The organism is Swingsia samuiensis (assembly GCF_006542355.1).
Lineage (GTDB): Bacteria > Pseudomonadota > Alphaproteobacteria > Acetobacterales > Acetobacteraceae > Gluconobacter > Gluconobacter samuiensis.
Genome location: NZ_CP038141.1, coordinates 1,148,082 through 1,170,037, shown reverse-complemented (window position 1 = coordinate 1,170,037; position 21,956 = coordinate 1,148,082). Strand labels below are relative to the sequence as shown.

Annotated in this window: 17 protein-coding genes; 11 read left to right on the top strand and 6 right to left on the bottom strand. The window is 45.9% G+C overall.

What is annotated here, in order from left to right; all coding sequences use genetic code 11:
* Positions 1-2: 2 nt before the first annotated feature.
* The 5 genes from E3D00_RS05380 to E3D00_RS05360 all read left to right on the top strand — a co-directional run bounded on the left by E3D00_RS05380 (position 3) and on the right by E3D00_RS05360 (position 5,596).
* Entirely contained in the window at positions 3-725 is a 723-nt protein-coding gene (locus E3D00_RS05380; RefSeq protein WP_141460630.1) for a gamma-glutamyl-gamma-aminobutyrate hydrolase family protein, read from the top strand.
* Complete coding sequence (locus E3D00_RS05375) at positions 722-1,498, top strand: pseudouridine synthase (protein ID WP_141460628.1); 777 nt, start codon at positions 722-724, stop codon at positions 1,496-1,498. The genes E3D00_RS05380 and E3D00_RS05375 overlap by 4 nt, the downstream gene beginning before the upstream one ends.
* 2 nt (positions 1,499-1,500) lie before the next feature.
* Positions 1,501-2,100: a 16S rRNA (guanine(966)-N(2))-methyltransferase RsmD gene (gene rsmD, locus E3D00_RS05370; RefSeq protein ID WP_141460626.1), complete on the top strand. Its 600-nt coding sequence runs from the start codon at positions 1,501-1,503 to the stop codon at positions 2,098-2,100.
* 114 nt (positions 2,101-2,214) lie between these two features.
* On the top strand, positions 2,215-4,914 hold the full coding sequence (locus tag E3D00_RS05365; RefSeq protein ID WP_141462386.1) for a DNA translocase FtsK: 2,700 nt from the start codon (positions 2,215-2,217) through the stop codon (positions 4,912-4,914).
* The gene (locus E3D00_RS05360; protein ID WP_246091365.1) at positions 4,901-5,596 is read left to right on the top strand and encodes an RluA family pseudouridine synthase; all 696 of its coding nucleotides are present in this window, start codon (positions 4,901-4,903) and stop codon (positions 5,594-5,596) included. Before E3D00_RS05365 ends, E3D00_RS05360 begins: the two co-directional genes overlap by 14 nt.
* Positions 5,597-5,669: 73 nt before the next feature.
* Here the strand turns inward: E3D00_RS05360 and E3D00_RS05355 are convergent, their stop codons facing one another.
* The 6 genes from E3D00_RS05355 to E3D00_RS05330 all read right to left on the bottom strand — a co-directional run bounded on the left by E3D00_RS05355 (position 5,670) and on the right by E3D00_RS05330 (position 12,424).
* On the bottom strand, positions 5,670-7,097 hold the full coding sequence (locus tag E3D00_RS05355) for a sugar porter family MFS transporter (protein WP_141460622.1): 1,428 nt from the start codon (positions 7,095-7,097) through the stop codon (positions 5,670-5,672).
* A gap of 78 nt (positions 7,098-7,175) precedes the next feature.
* A complete protein-coding gene (locus tag E3D00_RS05350) occupies positions 7,176-8,201 on the bottom strand; it encodes an asparaginase (RefSeq protein WP_141460620.1) in 1,026 nt (341 codons plus the stop codon).
* Between the two features lie 101 nt (positions 8,202-8,302).
* Positions 8,303-8,839 carry a Fur family transcriptional regulator gene (locus E3D00_RS05345; protein ID WP_141460618.1) on the bottom strand — a complete coding sequence of 179 codons (537 nt, stop codon included), beginning with the start codon at positions 8,837-8,839 and terminating at the stop codon, positions 8,303-8,305.
* A 67-nt stretch (positions 8,840-8,906) separates the two neighbouring features.
* Positions 8,907-9,827 carry an RNase adapter RapZ gene (gene rapZ, locus E3D00_RS05340; RefSeq protein ID WP_246091364.1) on the bottom strand — a complete coding sequence of 307 codons (921 nt, stop codon included), beginning with the start codon at positions 9,825-9,827 and terminating at the stop codon, positions 8,907-8,909.
* Positions 9,828-9,953: 126 nt separating this feature from the next.
* Positions 9,954-11,726, bottom strand: coding sequence for a stimulus-sensing domain-containing protein (locus E3D00_RS05335; RefSeq protein ID WP_141460614.1), 1,773 nt, complete (start codon positions 11,724-11,726; stop codon positions 9,954-9,956).
* A 50-nt stretch (positions 11,727-11,776) separates the two neighbouring features.
* Positions 11,777-12,424 carry a response regulator transcription factor gene (locus E3D00_RS05330; protein WP_246091522.1) on the bottom strand — a complete coding sequence of 216 codons (648 nt, stop codon included), beginning with the start codon at positions 12,422-12,424 and terminating at the stop codon, positions 11,777-11,779.
* Positions 12,425-12,728: 304 nt separating this feature from the next.
* Here E3D00_RS05330 and E3D00_RS05325 point away from each other — a divergent pair, with 304 nt between their 5' ends.
* From E3D00_RS05325 to putA, 6 genes are all read left to right on the top strand, one after another.
* On the top strand, positions 12,729-13,325 hold the full coding sequence (locus E3D00_RS05325) for a nucleotide exchange factor GrpE (protein WP_141460610.1): 597 nt from the start codon (positions 12,729-12,731) through the stop codon (positions 13,323-13,325).
* 83 nt (positions 13,326-13,408) lie between these two features.
* Positions 13,409-14,317 (top strand): glycosyltransferase family 9 protein, encoded by a 909-nt coding sequence (locus tag E3D00_RS05320; protein WP_141460608.1) that lies wholly within the window; start codon positions 13,409-13,411, stop codon positions 14,315-14,317.
* Positions 14,314-15,390, top strand: a complete 1,077-nt coding sequence (locus E3D00_RS05315; RefSeq protein WP_141460606.1) for a glycosyltransferase family 2 protein — start codon at positions 14,314-14,316, stop codon at positions 15,388-15,390. Before E3D00_RS05320 ends, E3D00_RS05315 begins: the two co-directional genes overlap by 4 nt.
* A 120-nt stretch (positions 15,391-15,510) precedes the next feature.
* A complete protein-coding gene (gene thrS, locus E3D00_RS05310; RefSeq protein WP_141460604.1) occupies positions 15,511-17,451 on the top strand; it encodes a threonine--tRNA ligase in 1,941 nt (646 codons plus the stop codon).
* Positions 17,452-17,591: 140 nt separating this feature from the next.
* Entirely contained in the window at positions 17,592-18,113 is a 522-nt protein-coding gene (gene infC, locus E3D00_RS05305) for a translation initiation factor IF-3 (RefSeq protein ID WP_141460602.1), read from the top strand.
* Positions 18,114-18,299: 186 nt separating this feature from the next.
* The gene (gene putA, locus E3D00_RS05300) at positions 18,300-21,944 is read left to right on the top strand and encodes a bifunctional proline dehydrogenase/L-glutamate gamma-semialdehyde dehydrogenase PutA (RefSeq protein ID WP_141460600.1); all 3,645 of its coding nucleotides are present in this window, start codon (positions 18,300-18,302) and stop codon (positions 21,942-21,944) included.
* The last annotated feature ends 12 nt before the right edge of the window (positions 21,945-21,956 follow it).

The following is a 21,956-nucleotide window of genomic DNA, read 5'->3' as shown; positions in this document are numbered from 1 at the left end:
CGATGATAAGATGCATGTCTGCTATACGTCCGCCCCTGATTGGCCTTACCCTTGATCTGGATTCTGGAGGAGAAGGAAAATTCTCTCGTTATCCTTATCATGCTTTACGTGAAAATTACCTCACAGCCGTTTCTGAAGCAGGCGGCATTCCCGTTTGCCTTGGATATGACACGAAAAACATAAATCATATTATACAACATTTAGATGGGCTTATTATTACTGGCGGCGATTTTGATGTGGACCCTCAGCTTTATAATGAAGCACCCCATCCACGAACAAAACCTTTTCCCAAACGAACAACCGCTGAACGCGCTCTGTTGCAACATGCCTTGCACAAAGACATTCCCATTTTAGGAATCTGCGGGGGAATGCAACTTCTTGCCGTTGAAGCTGGAGGCTCCCTCATCCAACATCTTGACCCTGCCCTTGGGCATGAACAACCTAACCCCCGCCATGAAGTGGGGCACCCCATTTCTGTTCTTCCCAACACATATTTATCTAAAATTGTGCAATCCTCACAAATGAGTGTAAACTCATCTCATCATCAGGCTGTAAAAAATTCTGGTTCAGCCCGTATTTCAGCCCTTGCACCTGATGGGACTATTGAAGCAATTGAGCTTATCGAAAAACGTTTTGCCATTGGTGTTCAGTGGCACCCTGAATTTACCCTTGATCCCGGGGACCGTCGTTTATACACGGCCCTGATAGAAGCAGCTGCCCCATGACCACACACTCCACATCCAACTCTGATGAACCCAAAGGCGAGCGCATCGCCAAATTTCTTGCACGTGCAGGCGTTGCTAGCCGCCGTGACATTGAACGCATGATCGAAGAGGGGCGAATCAAACTCGGCGGCCATCCCGTGACCCACCCTGCAACATTTGTTCAATCTGGCGATATGATCCAAGTCGATGGAAAACTTATCGAAAACCCAGATCGAACACGCGTGTGGCGCTATCATAAACCCGATGGCCTACTCACCACCCACAAAGACCCACAAGGCAGGCAAACTGTTTTCGAATCTCTTCCTGAAGGAATGCCCCGCGTCATCAGCGTTGGACGATTGGATATTAATTCCGAAGGGCTTCTCCTCCTTACAAATGATGGAGAGTTGGCTCGGCGCCTCGAGCTCCCTAGCAATGCATGGATCCGGCGTTATCGAGTACGAGTTTTTGGTGTTGTTGACGAAAAACGTCTTGCCTCTCTCATTGATGGCTTTGAGTATGAAGGCGTTCGCTATGGTTCAATCGAAGCAGCGCTCGACTCTACAAAAGGCGATAATTCGTGGCTAACGGTCAGCCTCAAAGAAGGCAAAAACCGTGAAATCCGTAAAGTCATGCGGGGGCTTAACCTTCATGTAAGCCGCCTTATCCGCTTATCATACGGCCCTTTTCAGCTTGGGTCCTTAAAAGCAAGAGAAATTGAGGAAGTGAATGGAAAAATCCTCCGTGAACAAATCCCCGATTTTCCAACGCAATCCAAAAACAAGGCTCGTTAAAAATGCGTATTGTCGGGGGAGAATATAAAGGCCGCACTCTCATAGCTCCTCAAGGAGGCCGGACACGCCCAACCTCTGACCGAACACGACAAGCCATTTTTGATATGCTTGCACATGCACCGTGGTATGGACGAGAGTTCTTAGAAAATGCGGTTGTTTTGGATGCTTTTGCTGGGACAGGCGCAATGGGCTTAGAAGCTTTATCGCGTGGCGCTCAACGTGTTTCATTTATTGAACGGGACCGAAGTGCTCTTCAGGCGCTGCGACAGAACCTCGACACATGCCACGCACGTGAGCATTCTCGTGTTTTAAGTTGTAGCGTTACCCACCCACCCAAAGCGTCAGAAGCGCACAACCTCATTTTCCTTGACCCCCCTTATGGTAAAGGATTGGTCGAATCTGGTTTGACGGCATTATCCCGTTCAGGGTGGATCGCAGAAAATGCACTCATTGTCGCCGAAACGGGTGCAACGGAAGATTTTAAACCTTTTTTTCCGCACACGCGCAACGTTCCACCCGGCACAGAGTTGGAACCTTTATCAATCCGTAAATTTGGGGCCGCAAAAGTGACTATTTGGAAATACCTCTCCACCCTTCCATAATTTTTCTGCTATATTTAACCAGATATTCAGTTTATTTCACTGATATTCATAATCTGTAATCCGAAACTAACAAGGTGGTAAATTTTGGCCGTGTTTAGCCGATCGACCAGTACAGTGCGCAACATTGTCCGTGAGGCACACGCCCAGCATATAAGCCCTAAACTCAAAAGTGCCTTCCATGCACGTCTGATGGAATTGCTGGGTCTCGCTTTTCTTCTTGCAGCCGTTGCAATCGGAATCGCCTTATGGAGCTTTAACCCACACGATCCTTCGTTCAACACGGCCACCGGAACACAACCCACTAATCTACTGGGGCGGACTGGCGCCACAATTTCTGATGCTCTGGTTCAGTGGCTTGGCTTGGGAAGTGGTCTTCCGATTGCTGTTTTGCTCGCATGGGCTTGGAGAATGGTTCGTTACCATGGAATGACTTCTCCCATTATCCGCATTCTAGCGGCACTGGCTGTTCTTCCCGCTGGCGCTACATTTATTGGCACTTTGGAACTTCTTATTCCCGGGCTTCAAGTCTCATGGCCTACGGCCAGTGGCCTAGGGGGGCAACTGGGGCGTAATTGTGCACAACGCCTTTTAGATGCAGCAAATGCCGAGGCAGGAGCTGCTGGAAGCACTTTAGCCGTCTTACTTGTCCTTTTGTTAATGGGTATTTTAATGCCTTTAGCCATGGGACTTCAATGGCGTGAATGGCGCGCTATTGGCCAAGGTTTCCTGATCCTTGGTCGTCAGCCCATTCTTTTAATCAGACGTTTAAATGGCCCTCAAACGTCCGATCGGCCTGCTCCTGACCATCGTGATTATGAATTTCATCCCGGATCGCTCAACACGGCTCCTGCACCGTATGCAACTCCTCTTAGTTTTCTACGGCGCAACTTCGGAAAAAGTGATCCGCGCACTCAACCAGCACCTTTTATTCCTCAAAATACAGGATGGATGCAACCGCCTGTTGAAACATCTGAAGACCTTTACGAGCACCCAGCGCCTCAGCCGATTAAAGAGACTCTCCCTGCACATGATGATAGTAATTATCCTGAGCAAGAGGCCCCTTCCAATCGTTACGCTGAAAAACTCGCTCAGATTTCTCGCCAACGTGAAGAGGCAGCACAACATCAAACACCGATTGAAGATGATATTGATGACGTCATTCCAACCAATAGCCTAGCCGCTCCTCCTTCAGAGCCACAAAAACGTGGTCTCTTTGGTATGCTAAAAACGCCTTCAACTCCTCAACAAGAGGTAAGGCCGGCTCCCAAACCACAGCCCCCTGCACCTGCTGGCTGGAATTTGCCCTCTCTTTCTCTCCTTAACCCTCCGCCACCACATGCCTCGACAGGGCCTTCACAAGAAACTCTCCAATCAAAAGCCAGACTTTTGGAGACGGTCTTGTCTGACTACGGAGTGCAAGGAACTATTGGGGATATTCATGCAGGCCCAGTTGTTACACTCTATGAGCTTGAACCCGCTCCAGGAATTCGCTCTTCGCGGATTATTGGTCTTTCCGATGATATTGCACGCTCCCTATCCGTTTTAAGCGTTCGAATTGCTACCGTTCCAGGCCGCAATGTCATTGGTATTGAAGTCCCCAATGCAAAACGAGAAACCGTTTACTTCTCAGAACTTCTACGTTCTCCAGAATGGGTCTCCGGTACGGGCCGTCTACAAATTGCTTTAGGGAAAGATATTTCTGGCACCCCTGTCTATACAGACCTTGCCAAGATGCCTCATCTTCTCGTTGCGGGAACCACTGGCTCGGGTAAATCTGTGGGCGTTAATGCCATGATTTTATCCCTCCTCTACCGCTTAAGCCCGGAAGAGTGTCGTTTAATCATGATTGATCCTAAAATTCTGGAACTTTCAATTTATGATGGCATCCCGCACCTGCTAACACCCGTTGTTACGGAACCGAGCAAGGCAGTCAGTGCACTTAAATGGACGGTTCAGGAAATGGATCGTCGATATCGGCTCATGGCACAACTGCAAGTCCGTAATATCAACGGCTATAACGAGCGTGTAAAACAACTTCGAGCATCTGGTGAGATGGTCACCAAACGCGTGCAGACAGGTTTTGACCCTGAAACAGGCAAACCTACCTTCGATGAGCAGCAAGTTCCTCTAGAAACGTTACCTTACATTGTCGTTGTCATTGACGAAATGGCTGATCTTATGATGGTCGCAGGTAAGGAAATTGAAACAGCTGTTCAGAGATTAGCACAAAAAGCCCGTGCAGCAGGAATCCACGTTATTATGGCGACCCAGCGTCCATCCGTTGATGTGATCACGGGTACCATTAAGGCAAATTTCCCTACCCGTATTTCTTTCCAAGTCATTAGTAAGTTTGACAGCCGTACGATCTTACAAGAACAGGGAGCAGAGCAACTTCTTGGACAGGGCGATATGTTGTTCATGCAAGGTGGCGGACGTATTACCCGTGTTCACGGTCCTTTTGTTGCTGATGAAGAGGTCGAAGCTGTCGTGGCAGATCTGCGCTCTAAAGGTGACCCTATTTATAATGATGACGTTACCGCTGACGACGACGAAGAAAAAGCATCCTCCAGTAGCAGCTACGGTGGGAACAGCAGTGGAGATAATGAAAATAACCTCTATGACAAGGCCGTTGAGATTGTCATGACAGAAGGACGTGCCTCAACCAGCTTTATTCAACGCCATCTTTCAATTGGCTATAATCGTGCTGCCAAGCTGATCGACCAAATGGAGAAAGAGCGCATTATTGGACCAGCAAATCATGTTGGTAAACGTGAAATACTCATGCGTCGCCCCTCTTCTTATGACGACGAATAGGAATGGTTCTCCTGCCCCTCAACGTATCTTTAAATCGGGGCAGGAACTTCCACTTCTTGTTACAACACCACGATTTCTAATCATTAACAAACCTCCTGGTCTTGCGGTTCACCCGGGCCCATCCACTCAGGATTCTGTTGAAAGTCGTCTCATTACTCATACACGAGGGGGGCCTTGGCTCGCCCATAGGCTTGATACCGACACAGCTGGATGCCTCCTGATAGCGCGTCGAAAGACAGCACTGATAGATGCGCAAACAGCCTTTCAAAAACGAAAAGTAACGAAGCGTTATTGGGCTATTCTTTCTGGAATGCTGCCACAAACGTCTGGTGAAATAACACTTCCGCTCCTCAGGCAATCCACCCCTAAAGGTTGGAAAATGATCCCTCATCCCAAGGGTGATCCAGCCCATAGCAAGTGGCGCGTTATTCACACTCAAAACAACCTTAGTTGGGTAGAGCTTACGCTCTTAACAGGCAGAACTCATCAAGCCCGTGCCCATTGCGCAGCACTTGGTACGCCTATTTTAGGGGACCCAGTTTATGGGGACAGACATTCCACTGGGTTACACCTTCTCGCACGGCAGCTAGAAATATCGCTTGATACCGAAACACTTACCGCGCTTGCGCCTCCAGCGCCCAATATGCTTCCAGCCTTCGTTAAACTAGGCTTTCAATCCTAAAATACTTTTAAATAAAAAAGCGCCTGATCATAAGATCAGACGCCATCTTGTTTAACCTATTTAAAAAGAAAAATTAACGACCAAGATTACGCAACTTCACGCCTTTCATGAGCCGCTCTTCAATCACAGTCAAAGACATTCCCTTTGTCTCTGGAATAAACAAGAACGTCAACACAATGAAAAGAGCATTAACGCCGGCGATAAGCCAAAACGTTTTTGCTGACCCGAGCGTCTGCAAAACTGACAAAAAGCCAACACCAATTACCAAATTCGTCATCCAGTTTGTAAAGGTTGAAATCGCAATCCCAAAATCCCGGCCTTCAACCGGCTGAATCTCAGAACACAGAACCCACATCAGTGGACCTGCTGACATTGCAAAGCCTGCACAAAAGATCAAAAGCATCCCAACAGCCAATAATTGAGATGTGTGAGACGTCATCCCTGTATTTAAAAGCGCACCTAATACACCCATCGCAATGGCCATAACCGTAAAGCCACCATATAAAATAGGCTTACGCCCCAAACGATCGACAAGACCCAAGGCAGCAAACGTTGCCACCATATTCACCATACCAATAATCGCAGTGCACCACATTTGGGCATGCGCATCAAAATGTGCTGTTTCTAAAATTTTGGGGGCATAATACATAACAATATTAATACCCGCGAGCTGCTGCATCACCATCAGCATAATACCCAAAGCAACGGATCGACGGAAATTATTATTGGTCTTAAATAACTTCCACCCTTCTTGCTTGGTTTCAAGCTGTTTACGGATTTCACGAATTTCTTTCGTTGCTTCCATGGTGTCGTTTCTTAAGTCAACCAATATTTCACGTGCTTCTTTGTGTCGTCCTTGCATAATCAGCCAACGCGGGCTGTAAGGCACGAAAACAACGCCAATCAAGAAAAAAACAGCTGGAATTGCAGCGACGCCAAACATCCACCTCCAATTGCCACTATATGAAAAATAGGTATCCGATAAAAAGGCGATAAAAATGCCTATCGTCACCATCAACTGATAAATGGAGACCATGGCGCCACGCGTATTTTCTGTCGCAATTTCAGCCAAATAAATTGGAGCTGTAAAAGCCGACAAACCAATCGCAAACCCCATAAAAAGTCTAAAAAACATGAGAGATGGGATAGACCAAGCAAAAGCACATCCTGTCGTCCCAATCGCAAATACCGCAGCCCCTAAAAACAGGGAGCGCTTACGCCCAATGGTATGAGACAACCACCCAGCACTTAGGGCACCAACAGATGCACCTGCCATCATGGCACTTACAATCCAGCCCAGCTGTAAAGTTGATGCATGATATTCTTTGCCAATAAATTTTAACGCCCCCGCCACAACACCAACGTCTAGGCCAGACAACAAGCCTGCAAGGCCTGCAATCAAACCTATAGCCATGATTTTAAAACGAGTAACATCAAACCCTGATGTTTCGTCTTCATTCTGTTGTGACAAAGCCTTTTCAGCGTTGACTTGCTCAGTCATTGTATGGCGATATCCTTCTTAAAATGGTTCCTATTTTTATGATAAAAACCATAATTTCCATCTATGGTATAAAAGGGATCAAACCCATTGAGCTGGTCGAATTTCTCCCACTGTTACACCACGCCAGTTTTTTAAGATTTGGGCAGACGTCTTCTGAAGAACCGCATCATCTTCTGCTGTCTTCCGTAGAGACTCTGCGCCAAAATGGCTCAGAAGGCTCGACATAGCTACTTCCGCAGCCCTATTTGCACCATCATCAATCTTAATTGCGATTCCCAGCCCCAACTCTGGAAGAGATGCAACCATCACACCTTCGGCGCCCATTTTAACAAACGCGCGAGTTTTGAAATTGTTCATAATAATTGTGTCATAACGTGACGAACCTGCCACTAGAAACGGGTTTTGTGCCACAGCTTCCCGCAAAACCTCAGATGCTTTTGCATACTGCTCTGGCATACTTTGCCCTGTTCCAAAACGAGCAAAGGCATGTGCCAATGCTGTCAGTGGAACGGCATAGGTCGGCATTGAACAGCCATCTGTTCCTCGATTTTCAGAACCATGAGGGGTCTTTGTCATCATTTCGAGAACATTGGTTACACGACGCTGTATTTCATGCGACGGATCTATATAATTTTTGATATCCACCCCTTGATCGCACGCCAAGCAAATCAAACCAGCATGTTTCCCGGAGCAATTATTGTGAAATGCACAGGCTTCTTGTGAATGTGCAGCTAAGGCACGCGCAGCCGGCTCGTAAGTTGGCCAATGCGCTCCACACTCTAAAGCATTGACACCCAAACCAACCTTACTGAGCATATTCTGTGCAACTTCAACGTGCTGAGGTTCTCCCCCATGTGACGCACATGCCAAAGCTAACGCTTGATTGGAAAGATTTAACCGCTCGGCTGCTCCGCTTGCAACAAGCTCTAGAGCCAAAAGGGCTTTGACAGTTGAACGAGGATAAACAGACTCATCCACAGCCCCACATGACCAGACAACTTTTCCATGCGCATCGACAACGACGGCTCTTCCATAATGCCGTGATTCGACACGATTACCGCGCGTTACTTCTGCCAACAATCCAACGTGAGGACCAGTCGTCATTATAGCTGCCCTTATTTATTTCATGATCGTAGCTCTGCCTTACACTACGAAAGGGCTCTGTATAAAATATTTATTTTATTCAATCGTTTTGAACGTAAGCCTCAAACATCTTGAAGTCTCTTTTTCTGACAGTCTGCACATATACCTTCCACCTCAACCGTAGCGGCTTCTGCTTTAAACCCCACACGCTTAGCGGCATACATAACCGCTGGAACAATAGCCTCTTGCTCCAGTTCCCATGCACGGCCACAAGACCGACAAATTAAAAACTGTGCACGATGTACGCCCCACTCTTCATGTTCACATCCATGATGGCATTCAACCGCGTGCGAGCAAGCAACGAAAGCACTCAACCGTTCCAAACGGTGCACCAAACCTTGCTCTAATAAAAAATCAAGCGCACGATAGATTGTAGGGGGAGCAGCATTCGGATGAAATGGCCTTATCTGAGACAACAGATCATAAGCCCCTATGGGTTTTTCAGAATTTAAAATTAATCCCAAAACCTGTTTTCGTGTTTCTGTTAAACGCTGCCCTCGCTCTTTGCACCATTGTTCCACCTTTTTTAAACGGCTGTGAATGTCTGGTATAAAGGTCAGCTCTTTAGCAATTATATTATGAGAAGATGATTGAGGCATATTCGTTAGGCTTTATAACCTTCTTTCTTACAAAAACAGTAACACCAAAAGCCTGCGTTTCATCACGCTATATATCCTCTTGGTGTGATCCTTCCATGTGAGGAGGGACAGCCCAGCGCCAAGAAGAGAACCCCTTCCTTGCAAGCTCCCTATGAAGAACCATCATTGGACCAACAGGTGCTGTTTCAGGAAGTAGCCGCGCCAATTCTTCAATAATCGTAACGGAGCGGTGTTTTCCACCACTGCACCCGACTGCAACGGTTGCGTATTTCTTACCTTCTTCAACAAACCTCGGCAAAACCAAATTAAGAATGTCTGTTAAATATCCAAAAAAGATATCATAAGCAGGATCTGACTTCACATAATTGACCACAGCAGGATCAAGCCCCGTCATGGGTTGCAAATCAGGATCGTAATGCGGATTTCTCAAAAAACGTGCATCAAAGACCATATCCGCTTCACGAGGAAGCCCGGCAGGATAGGCGAAAGACATTAACGCAACGGTTAACCCTTCTTCTGCACCACTCCCAAAACGCGTTTCAATCAATTGCCGTAATTCTGGAGCAGGAAGATCAGACGTATCAATAACAAAATCTGCACATGCGCGTAAAGGAACAAGAAGTGCCATTTCTTGTTCAATTCCAGGAAGAATGGTCCCACTTGTTACCAACGGGTGCCGTCTGCGGGTCGCCGTAAAGCGTCTCAATAAAATCTCAGGCTCTGCTGTTGCATATAAAACCTGTAGATTAATATTCGACAACCTTTTCAATTTTTCTGTTTCTTCAACGACTTGATGTGCTTCAAAGCCACGGCTTCTTACATCAATTCCAATCGCAAGGCGTTCACCTGCTTTAAACGCTAAAGCTTCCAGTAAATGAAGAGGGGGATTGTCAACCACCTCATATCCCAAATCTTCCAACACTCGAAGAATCGATGATTTTCCAGCGCCAGATAGGCCTGTAACAATGAGGACTTGCCGAACTTTCAAAGAGGATCTTCCTTCTTGTATTAAAACCAGCCTCGGTAGATTCCTATTTTACCATATCTTTATTCTAAGCATTTTTAAATAATATGGGGAATGTTTCATTTTTATTCCTACTCATATTTTCTCGTCCTAGGACATAACTCCAGGCAAACGAATTACAAAACACGCCCCTACTATTTTGCCGCTTTCGTCCACAATATTCCGTGCAAAAAGACTCCCTCTTAGAGCAAGAATAATTTGTCGACTAATTGCAAGCCCCAACCCGGAATGTTGACCAAAATGCTCGGTTTGAGGACGTTCTGAATAAAACCGATCAAAAATACTTTCCAGTTTCCCCGGAGGAATACCGGGGCCTTGATCACTAATGGTTATTTCAATGAAATGTCCCATCATTCTGCCATTTACAAAATTTTCAGCTAATTGAGCTTGAAGCACAATCTCCCCACGCGTAGGAGAGAAAGACACCGCATTTCCAATTAAATTCCGTAAAACCTGCACCAAACGATCTTCCACTGCGAGAGCATATAGCGCAACGGCGGGGTCTTTTACATCTAACCTTAAAATGGGGTCTTCTGCTTTTCGTGTCGTTTGATGCATTTCAACCAGAATCGATAAAAGCGCGACAACAGAAACCGGTTCTGGGCGCACACGCGATAATTCTGCATCAATTCGGCTCGCATCTGAAATATCCGTGATTAACCGATCCAAACGCTTCACATCATTGGTCATAATCCCAAGAAGACGTTCTCGCCTTTCTGGATCAACAATCCTTGGCAAGGTTTCAATCGCCGACCGAATCGAGGAAAGCGGATTTTTAATCTCATGGCTAACATCCGCAGCAAACCGCTCAATATCATCCATGCGCGCCCATAATGCGAGCGCACTGCCTCGCAAAGATCGCGCCAATACGCCAATCTCATCACGACGGGCCAATAATGGTTCAGGAACCAAATCCTCCCGCCCATCCGTCTCTCTCATCTCATGGGAGGCTCTCGCTAACGTAAGTAAGGGGCGCGCTATGATCAGCGACAAATACCAAGACAAAAAGATGGTTACGATCAAGGCCACAAGCACAAGAGATAAAATAGAAGACCGGACAGAAAATAAAGATCGGTCAACTTCTGGCGCATGCCGTGTCAGCTGTATTTCTCCAACCGTCAAACCATCGTGAATCACGGGTTCAACAACGGTAATCACCAACTGATGATCTTTAGTTCTCCGAATAAAGGGAGGTAACTCTGCTCTTGGATTAAGAACTTGAGCATCATGAGGGCCGTCAAAGGCATCATCCGTTGTTAATGTAACAATTCCATCGGAAGACGTTGACGGAAATAACGATAACAACCAATCATATACCTCTTCCACCGTATTATTTCTAGGCGGTACCCACGAATAATCATGCCCCTGATGCTGACTATGCCACGCCGCACGATGCGCCTCAGAACGACTATCCGCGACCAACTTTCCATCAGGGTCAAACAACAATGCGTGCACATTAGGGCTTGGTTCTGTTAACCGTCCCAACAATGGACGAGCCCGCAAGGCATCCAAAACATACTGCCCTCCCGGCACAACACGCTCAACGGAATGTGGTGCAGGATTAACAGCCGACTGGCCTAAAGCCGCAGCATAAATATGAGCTTGCTCACGTAAAGCATTTACATCGGCTTCTAATAAACCATTCTGAAATTGATCCAGAAACAATAACGTCACCGCGAGCAAAGCCAGCGGAAGAATATTCAGCAATAATATCCGAATAAGTAAGGGAGACGCTAATCGTTTGCGAAAAAATTTATTAAATTGAGAAGGGACAGCCGCTCTTCCCTTCTTTTCTCTCCCCTGCTCCAGTCGAGCAGCGTTCGAATTATAAGATGTAGCAGGGGTAAGGCTCTCTCTCTTCATAAAATATACTTACCCCAATGCACAAAAAGACTTAACGGATGCCTTTTCGTTTATTCATCACGATAGCGATATCCAATCCCATATAATGTTTCGATCTGATTAAACGTATCATCTACTTGTCTAAATTTTTTTCTTACACGCTTGATATGACTATCAATCGTCCGGTCATCAACATAAATATTATCCCCATACGCAGCATCGATCAGTTGATCACGTGATTTAACCATTCCCGAACGCATGGCTAGGGCTTTTACAAGCAAAAACTCCGTTACCGTCAAAGGAATATCTTTACCATCCCACAAACACTGATGCCGTGTTTCATCCAATGACAGTTTACCCCGCACAATTGCGGCACCGACTGATGTACTACCCGAAGCCTCTGCACGACTAGCATCCTGCCGACGCAACAAAGCCCGAATCCGTTCGATTAAAAGACGTTGTGAAAAAGGTTTTGTAATATAATCGTCAGCCCCTAGGCGTAGACCCATCAACTGATCAAGCTCTTCATCTTTGGATGTTAAAAAGATAACAGGTAAATTAGAACGCGCACGTAAACGTTGAAGAAGCTCCATGCCGTCCATCCGTGGCATTTTGATATCCAAAACAGCCAAACTAACGGGGCGGGTAATAATTCCCTGCAAAGCACTTTCACCGTCTGTGTAGGTATGAACAGTGAATCCTTCTGCTTCCAAAGTCATTTGAACGGATGCCAGAATATTGCGATCATCATCCACCAGCGCAATAATTGGCGCAACAGCAGACCCTGTCTGCGTTCCTGAGGATTGCCCCTGGTAGGGTGAGCGTGAGATCTCCATAAACAGTCCGTCGGCTAAAATTAAGGGCCAAAACCCGATAGGTTAAGCAAGTTTATGTTATGAAATAGACTTTTCAATGACATTCTATCATAACACACCTCTTGTCTTTAAGATAATCAGCGTTATCTCTGTGTAAGAGAACGGGGCTACATAAGAGCCCGTCACTTGCTAACAATAAGGTCGTGATATGCCAGACCAGAATACACATCCGGAGCATTCCCATGACGCGCCTGAACAGGGCGTCGAGAATCCGGCTATGAACGAACAGACATCCAATACTGAAACACCTGAAAACGTTTCTGCGGAAGATCGTATAAAAGCACTCGAAGCTGAAGTAGCGGATCTTAAAGACCGCTGGGTACGTTCTGAAGCCGAAAATCAGAATGTTCGCAACCGTGCCAAGCGCGATCTTGAAGATGCGCGGCAATACACAATTCAGAAATTTGCCAAAGACGTTGTTGAGGCTGCTGAAAACCTGAAACGCGGTCTCGCTTCATTGCCTGCAAAAACAGACGGCGAAGATGAGCTCATTTCAAAGTTGAGAGAAGGAATTGAAGGAACTGAACGTTCTTTCCTCAACATTTTAGAGCGCCACGGTATCACGAGCGAAGACCCTACTGGCAAACCTTTTGACGCCAACCTTCACCAAGCAATGGCAGAACAACCTTCTGACCAACATGAAAGTGGCCATGTTATTCAAGCGTGGACACCCGCATGGCTTCTAAAGGGACGCCTTCTAAAGCCAGCTATGGTTGTTGTCTCCAAAGGACCGAGCGCAACCTAAGTTTACCGTGAAAAATGTTCTACGGAACATTTTTCACACTTCTATGTGTTTGGACTTCCGTCAGAGCCTGCTAAACACAATATATGAGCCGTATTCTTGTTATTAAACTTGGAGCATTGGGTGATTTCATCCAATCTTTTGGTGCCTTCTCCTCCATTCGAGAAGCATATCCTCACGCTCATATCACCCTCCTAACGACTCCTGCTTTTTACGACCTCGCTCTTGCGTCGCCATGGTTTGATGCGATTATCGCCCAACCAAGGCCTACCTTAAAACGCCCAGTTTCATTATTTAAAACATGCCAGAAAATTAAAGATTTTGATCGCGTTTTTGATCTTCAAACCTCCAACCGCTCAAAAAAAATCTTCCATATCGCAGGGCGCCCTAAACATTGGTCTGGCATTTCAAAAGGATGCTGCCACCCTCATGCTAACCCGTCACGGAATGATATGCATACCCTCGCCCGTATGGATGATCAGCTTATCCACGCGGGAATAATACCTCAAAACAGAACCGTTCCAACATGGCTCAAAGATCACGGCCCTACGCTACAAGAGCGTTATGCTGTGCTTATCCCCGGGGCAGCTCCCCACCGCCCCCAAAAACGTTGGCCAATTTCAAGATTCGCTGAAGTTGGAAACCTTCTTTCTGAAAAGAAAATAAGACCTGTTATCGTAGGAACAAAAGAAGAAACCCCTCTTGCCACATATATTCAACACACATGCCCAGACGCCCTAGACTTAACTGGTCAAACCTCTCTCCTAGAATTGGCTGGCGTACTGGGACGCGCTTGTGTCGTTATAGGAAATGATACAGGCCCGATTCATCTAGCAGCTATTATGGACACCCCCATTATTGCTCTCTTTTCCCAAGATAGTGACCCTCGCCTTACATCTCCTCTGACGATCACTCCTGGACGAACCACCATTATTGATGTGCCGGACCTAGCATTACTTCCGACATCTCGAATCGCCGCACTGCTTCCAACATGACGGTTATTCGCTGTCTCACCATGCAAAAGAATGAATCTAAGCTTCTTGAGCCTTGGATCCTATGGCACGGTGCTATTTGTGGTTTTTCCAACCTCACCATCGTTGATAATGGCTCTACAGACCCAAGGGTGGAAAATATTCAAGCCTATTATGAATCCCAAGGCGTTGAAATTATTAGAAAATATAATTCCCATGATGACTTTTTAAACAAAGGCCAAATTTTTAAAAAAATTATTCAACAATGGGATAAAGAAAAAAATTATGACTTTGTCATTCCCATGGATTGCGATGAATTTATTGCTTATTTTTTAGAACGTCTTTCTGTGGACCCTGTTGAAATCCGCAGCCATTTTGAAAACATGAAAGATGTCAAAGCCACCTTTCTTACGGATCGGCTTTTACTCAATATTCCCAACGCGCCCAATTATTATCGCCCTCAGTCTGTTCCTCGCGCCTTGTTTCAATCACAGACGATTGTTGATCTTGATCGGGGATTACATGCCCCGCAAACCATTCATACCGAAAAATATATTCGTACTCCCTTTATTCATATTCACCTTCACAATCGACCAAATTACGAAGAAATCCGACGGTTCGCGCGTGAAAAAATATCCCATATTGCAGGCGCTATTCCCGGAGAAGCGGTAAAACCGGGCCAGATAACGCCTCAAAATCCCGATGAAAGCTATCACCTCAAATATTACTTTCTTCATAGTGAAGAAGAGTTTCTCCAAGGTTATCGTTTCACCCCTGATCTTTATGCACCTATTATCGCTGAGCATTTCAAAAAACTCGGCGTTGACCCTACTCCTATTTTAGGAACCCAAGCTTTCCCACAACCTCCTATTCAAACCCAACATAATTTTTTAGCGCACCGCCGTCTTCAAGATGATGCACTCCATGAATATTCCGTATTCGACCCGCTTTTTTATGCCTATGAAAACCCAGATGTGACAAAAGACACATTTTATGGGAAATGGCCCATTCTGCACTACATGGATGCTGGGTGGCACGAAAACCGTCTTTCTAACCCCTTCAACATTCCATCTTTTATTCTAAAAAATGATCTTTAACGCTAAAAAACTCTATTACTTTGCTTACAAGGGCTTGCGACCTTGGTATGATTAAGGTCATTACAAGGATCATCATATCCCTCTCATTGTGAGAGCAATTTTTTATAGGAGCACGTGTCTATGCCCGCCATCTCCCTCCCCGACGGAAGCGTTCGTACCTTCGACGGGGCCGTGACGGGTACGACAATTGCAGCAAGCATTGGACCGGGCCTCGCCAAAGCAGCCCTTGCTATGGAAATTGATGGTAAGCTGGTTGACCTTGCCACAGAAATTTCTGCGGATGCTTCCATTAAATTCATCACCAAAAAAGATGATGCTATACTCCCCATGATCCGCCATGATGCGGCACATGTACTTGCAGAAGCCGTGCAAACTCTCTGGCCAGAAACGCAAGTCACCATTGGGCCAAGCATCAAAGACGGCTTTTACTACGACTTCTCTCGGGAAAAGCCCTTCACACCAGAAGACTTCGAAGCGATCGAAACTAAAATGCGTGACATTATTGCAGGCAATGCAGCCTTCACGCGTGAAGTTTGGGATCGCAACGAAGCTATTCGCTTTTTTGAAGAAAAAGGCGAACACTTCAAAGCTGAACTGATTCGTGATCTCCCCGAAAGCGAGGATATTTCAATTTATCGCCAAGGAGAGTGGCTGGATTTATGCCGCGGCCCTCACCTTCGTGGAACAGCTGACGTCGGTACCGCTTTTAAACTGATGCGTGTTGCTGGGGCTTACTGGCGTGGAGACCATCGTAACCCGATGCTCACACGTATTTACGGCACCGCATGGCGTGATAAAAAAGAATTGGATGCCTACCTTCTCCGTCTGGAAGAAGCCGAAAAGCGCGACCATCGGCGTATTGGCCGGGAGATGGACCTGTTCCATTTGCAGGAAGAAGCAGTCGGGCAGATTTTCTGGCATCGCAAAGGGTGGCGCATCTATTCCGTGTTGCAGGATTATATGCGCCGGATCCAAAACAAACATAATTATGAAGAAGTTCGAACCCCTCAGCTTGTTGACCGGGCGTTGTGGGAAGCGTCTGGACATTGGGACAAATATCGTGAGCACATGTTTATCGCCCGTGTTGAAGACGAAGATAAAACCCTCGCCTTAAAGCCTATGAACTGCCCGTGCCATGTGCAGATTTTCCGTCATGGCTTACGTTCGTACCGTGAACTTCCATTGCGTATGGCCGAGTTTGGTGCTTGCCATCGGTATGAGCCTTCTGGCGCGTTGCATGGCATTATGCGTGTTCGTGGGTTTACTCAGGACGATGCGCATATCTTCTGCACGGAAGAACAAATTGCGGATGAAACGGCAAAGTTTGTCCGTATGTTGGATGAAGTTTACAAAGATCTGGGCTTTGAAAACTTCAAAATTAAATTCTCAGATCGCCCTGAAACACGCGCTGGCGATGATGCAACATGGGATCGTGCTGAAACAGCCTTAAAAACTGCATGTGAGCTTGTCGGTGTAGAGTATGAACTCAACCCCGGTGATGGCGCGTTCTATGGTCCCAAGCTTGAATTTGTCCTTACAGATGCCATCGGCCGTGATTGGCAATGCGGTACCCTGCAAGTCGATTATGTTCTACCAGAACGTTTAGATGCCTCATATATTGGGGAAGATAGCCAACGTCACCGCCCAGTTATGCTACATCGTGCCATCTTGGGAAGTTTTGAACGCTTTATTGGTATTTTGATCGAGCAATATGCTGGCAAATTCCCTTTATGGTTAGCGCCAACGCAGGTTGTGGTGGCCAGCATTGTTTCTGACGCAGCCGATTATGCTCATGAGGTAGCGAAGCAGCTTAAAGATGCAGGTCTACAAGTTGAGACGGACGTTCGAAATGATAAAATCAATGCAAAGATACGTGAGCATAGTTTAGCCCGCGTTCCAGTTATACTTGTTGTTGGACGACGTGAAGCAGAAGAGCGCAAAGTGGCTATGCGCCGTTTAGGAGGAGCTCAGCAAACAATCCTCAGCCTTGATGAAGCTGTGAAGGAACTTGCTGCAGAAGCAACACCTCCAGATTTAGCGCGCGTGATAGCAAAGGATTGATCCAAATCCTCTTGCGTATCGCCCGCTCTAGGACTATGTGCATAATAGAGAGAACGTCATATTCGTATTTCATTATATGAGTATGACAATGTTATCTAATTGAGAGACTGTAACAGGAGCTGACCATATCTAGACCGCCGATGCCGTCCGCGCCCACTCGTGAAGGGCCGCGTGTCAACGAGGAAATCCGTGTGCCACAAGTTCGTCTTATTGACGAAGCTGGTGAAATGATTGGAATCATGTCAACGCGTGATGCCTTAAATAAGGCTTTCTCGGCTGGGCTTGATTTATTAGAAATTAGCCCGACAGCTGTTCCTCCCGTTGTCAAAATTCTAGATTACGGCAAGTTCAAATACGAACAGCAAAAGAAAAAGAACGAAGCCCGTAAAAAGCAAAAAGTTATTGAGATTAAAGAAGTTAAAGTTCGTCCTGGAACAGGTGAGCATGACTTCCAAACCAAGCTCAAAGCGATTCAGTCCTTTTTAGAAGACGGTGATAAGGTGAAAATTTCCCTCCGCTTCAAAGGCCGTGAAATGGCTCACCAAGAACTTGGTATCAAAATGATGGAGCGCATTCGCGCTGAAGTCGAAGAAAAAGCCAAAATTGAACAAATGCCAAAGCTGGAAAACCGCCAAATGTTGATGGTTTTAGCTCCACGCTAAGTTTAATTTCTATACCATTTAAAAAGCCAGCCATTATTATTTTGGCTGGCTTCTTTATTTTTAAGAGAATATTTAAGATAAAGCTCTTCCCATAATCACTATAAAATGTCTTTATTGTAAATCTTCCAAGAGCAAGAAACATTTCATAATTAAAGCCCTCTTGGACTTTCTTTCTCCTAGATCAGCATGCAACAACTCACCACTCCTCCTTCGTCATCTTTCAAATTTTCATTCTCTCAGGCACCGCAATCTGAATTGCGAGAGGCGATAGCGGACACACATTTTCGTTCTGAAAAAGTTTGTATTGAAGATTTGTTACCGTATGCGCGTTTAAATTCTGAGCAAAACAAGCAAACAGAGCGGTTTGCTCGCATTATTCTTGAAGCAAAGCAAAAAACTCCTCTTAATAATCTTGAACAGCTTTTAAAGACTTTTCCTCTTTCTTCTCCTGAAGGGCAGTCTTTTATTTCCCTCGCTGAAACGTTCCTTCGTATCCCAGACGCAACAACTAAAGACGCTCTTATTCGCTCTCAATTCAATAAGACGAATTGGGCGCGCCATATTAAGAAACAAAACCAGTCACTTGCCAATTCTTTTGCTCTCAATATGTCCTTAATGGGACAGCTCAAGGCGAGCAAAGGCTTTAGTTTACAAAGACTCACGCTCCAAACCTCTACACCGATGATTCGCAAAGGGTTAGAAAAAACCTTACTTGCCGCTGCCCAATCTTTTATTATAGGTAACCATTTACCTGCCGCATTCAAAACCATCAAAAGTTATGAAAAACATAACTTTAATTACATATATGACCTCCAAGCTGAGACAGCCCTTACCGCTGACCAAGCTTTCAAAGCCCTTACATCCTACGAAAATGCACTTGAGACCCTTGGTCAACATGCAGGTATTACGGGCTCTCTGTATGAAAGGCCATTTCTTTACGTTCGCCTGCCAGCGCTTATCACGCATTTTGGGCGCTTTCGACGTGACAGGCTGATCAACGAACTACTTCCTGCCTTGCAACGCTTAGCCAACCGTTCAAAGCAACTCGATATTGGCTTGATCTTTAGTGTTGAAAATAGTCAGCACCTTGAATCTACTCTGGATCTGTTTGAGAGTTTATGCTCAACACCTGAACTACAAAACTGGAATGGTTTAGGGATTACTCTCAACGCTTATGATAAGCGTGCGCATAAAACAATTGATTTCCTAACTGATCTGGCAGACCGCACAGCTCGCAAAATAATTGTGCGCTTAACGCACGGCTCATCTTGGAACTCAGAAATACGGCAAGCCCAACAATCAGGGCTCATTGATTTCCCTATTTTTACACATCGATGCCATACAGACATCAGCTATCTTGCCTGTGCACAAAAATTAATCACATCCCCGCATCTCTACACACAATTTGCCACCGAAAATCCACGCATTATCGGTCATATTCTTACTGTCGCAGGTAAACCTTCACCAGAAAAATATGAATTTTCTTTTCCTTATGCAGCGGGTCTAGCGTGGCCTCAAAAGTTTAAAGACCTCTTTCAATCGTCATGCCGGATTCATGCGCCAATTGGAGCGGCTCAAGCGTGGTTACCACGCTTTGTACGTCAAACACTTGAAGCCAATATTCTTTCTCCCTTTACACAGGAAGAAGATCACAACCCAAATGTTACAACGATTGAAACCTTAACCGAAAACCCCATAGCGGCAGCAGATGCAATTCCAGAAGAAGAAAATGTCACTCCTTCTGTTGTTCTTCCGTCTGACCTCTTTATGCCAGCTTATAAAAATTCAATTGGTCTTGATTTCACAACTGAACATGCTCTCCGGAACTTTGAAGACAGTCTTCAAGCATTACCTTCTTTTTTCCACGCAACTTCTCTGACTTATCGTCAAAAAAACTCATCAAATTCTTCTCGAATTATTTACAATCCTGCAGACCACCAAGAACCATTAGGCGAAGTGATTGAAGCCGATGGAGCTGTTTTACTTCATGCTATCAAATCTGCAGAGGAAGCCTTACCAGAATGGGGACAAACCACCCCCGCCTTACGTGGAGAGATGCTTAAAAAAGCAGCAGACCTTTTTGAAGAGCACAGCAATGAATTTATTGCCTTACTGATAAAAGAAGCAGGAAAAACGATTCTTTCTGCTCAACAAGAAGTGCGCCAAGCTGTTAATTTTTTACGCTACAATGCCAGCAGCTTAAACAATCAACCATTCCACAAAAATATGTATCCGCTCGGGCTCATTGCCTGCATTAGCCCGTGGAGTAGTCCTCTTGCAGCCTTCATCCATCAAATCTCTATTTCCTTAGCTGCTGGCAATATTGTTATCGCCAAACCTGCTGAGCAAGTTCCTTTCTCTGCCTATAAAGCGATACAACTCCTCTATGCCGCCGGCGTCCCTGAAAATGTCCTTTACCTTCTTCTGGGAAATGAAACCGTTGGAGAGCGACTTGTTTCTGACCCGCGTATTGATGCGGTCATGTTTACGGGGTCAACACAGACAGGAAAAACGATTTCACGGCATACATTTAACAGACAAGGCCGCACGGGAAGCCCGACTATTTTTGTAGCGCGAACAGGAGGCCAAAATGCTCTCCTTGTTGATAGCTCCACCCACCCTGAGCAAGCCGTACAAGATATTCTAAAATCAGCATTTACAAATGCAGGCCAACATTGCTCCTCATTACGTATTCTTCTTATTCAAGAGGAATGTGCGGATCAGATCATCACTCTTCTAAAAAAAGCGATACAAGATCTCATCATTGGAGATCCATCCCGTTTACAAACCGATATCGGCCCAATTATTTCCAATGAAGCACGGACAGAGATCATTGATCATCTTGATATGATGAGACGTGCTGGGAGGAGCGTCTGGTCCCCAGAACTGGATGAAAACTGTCGATATGGTTGCTTTCTTCCACCAACACTCATTGAAATTGGACGTGTCGCTGATATTCCCAATGAAGTTTTCGGGCCTGTCCTCCATATTCGTCGTTTTTCACGACAGGAATTTGATGGTGTCATTGATGCGGTCAATTCTATGGGTTTTGCTTTAAGCTTTGGTATTCATTCTCGCATTCCCTCCACAATCGAACGCGCCATAAACCGTATCGAAGCGGATAATATTTATATTAACCGCAATATGATCGATACTCTGCCACATGCTCAACCTTTTGGTGGTCACGGCATGTCTGGTTGTGGGGCAAAAGCAGGCGGCCCCTTTGCCTTACGCCGTATGATTGCAGGGCCGCCACCTCTTCCATGGATCAAACTAGAGCACGTCACTCAAGGAAATGTTTCCCGTGCGGCTCAGAATTTGGTTACATTCCTTGAAAGCCGCGATGCCGTCTCTGCCCGACAAATTCGCCAAGATATCGCTCATACGCTTCTGAATTGGAAGATGGCTCTTCCCAGCCCTTCTGGGGAGACAAATACCCTCACTCTTATTCCTGCCGGTCCAATTTTATGTGCAGGCAATAACTGGCCTCAAATCTTGCGAGCCGTAGGCTTGGCACTTGGCACAGGAAACAATGTTCAAGTTCTTGGACCTGATCATGCTCTTGAATGGATCCGCCTTCTACCAAAGAGTTTAACAGACCGTATTGAGCGTATTTATCCCGGAGCTCTACCTGAATGTTCTATCATGATTATGGAACGCAACTCACAATACGCCCTTGAAGCCGCAGCCACCTTAACGGCTCGTGAAGGGAAAATTGTTCCCATTCATATGCTCGATGCCCTGCGCCCTGAATGGCTTCTTAACGAACGTGTTATAACAACAAATACAGCATCCCTCTGTGGTGATCCTGTTGCCATGTCTCTTTCCTGAAGAGCTCTTGCC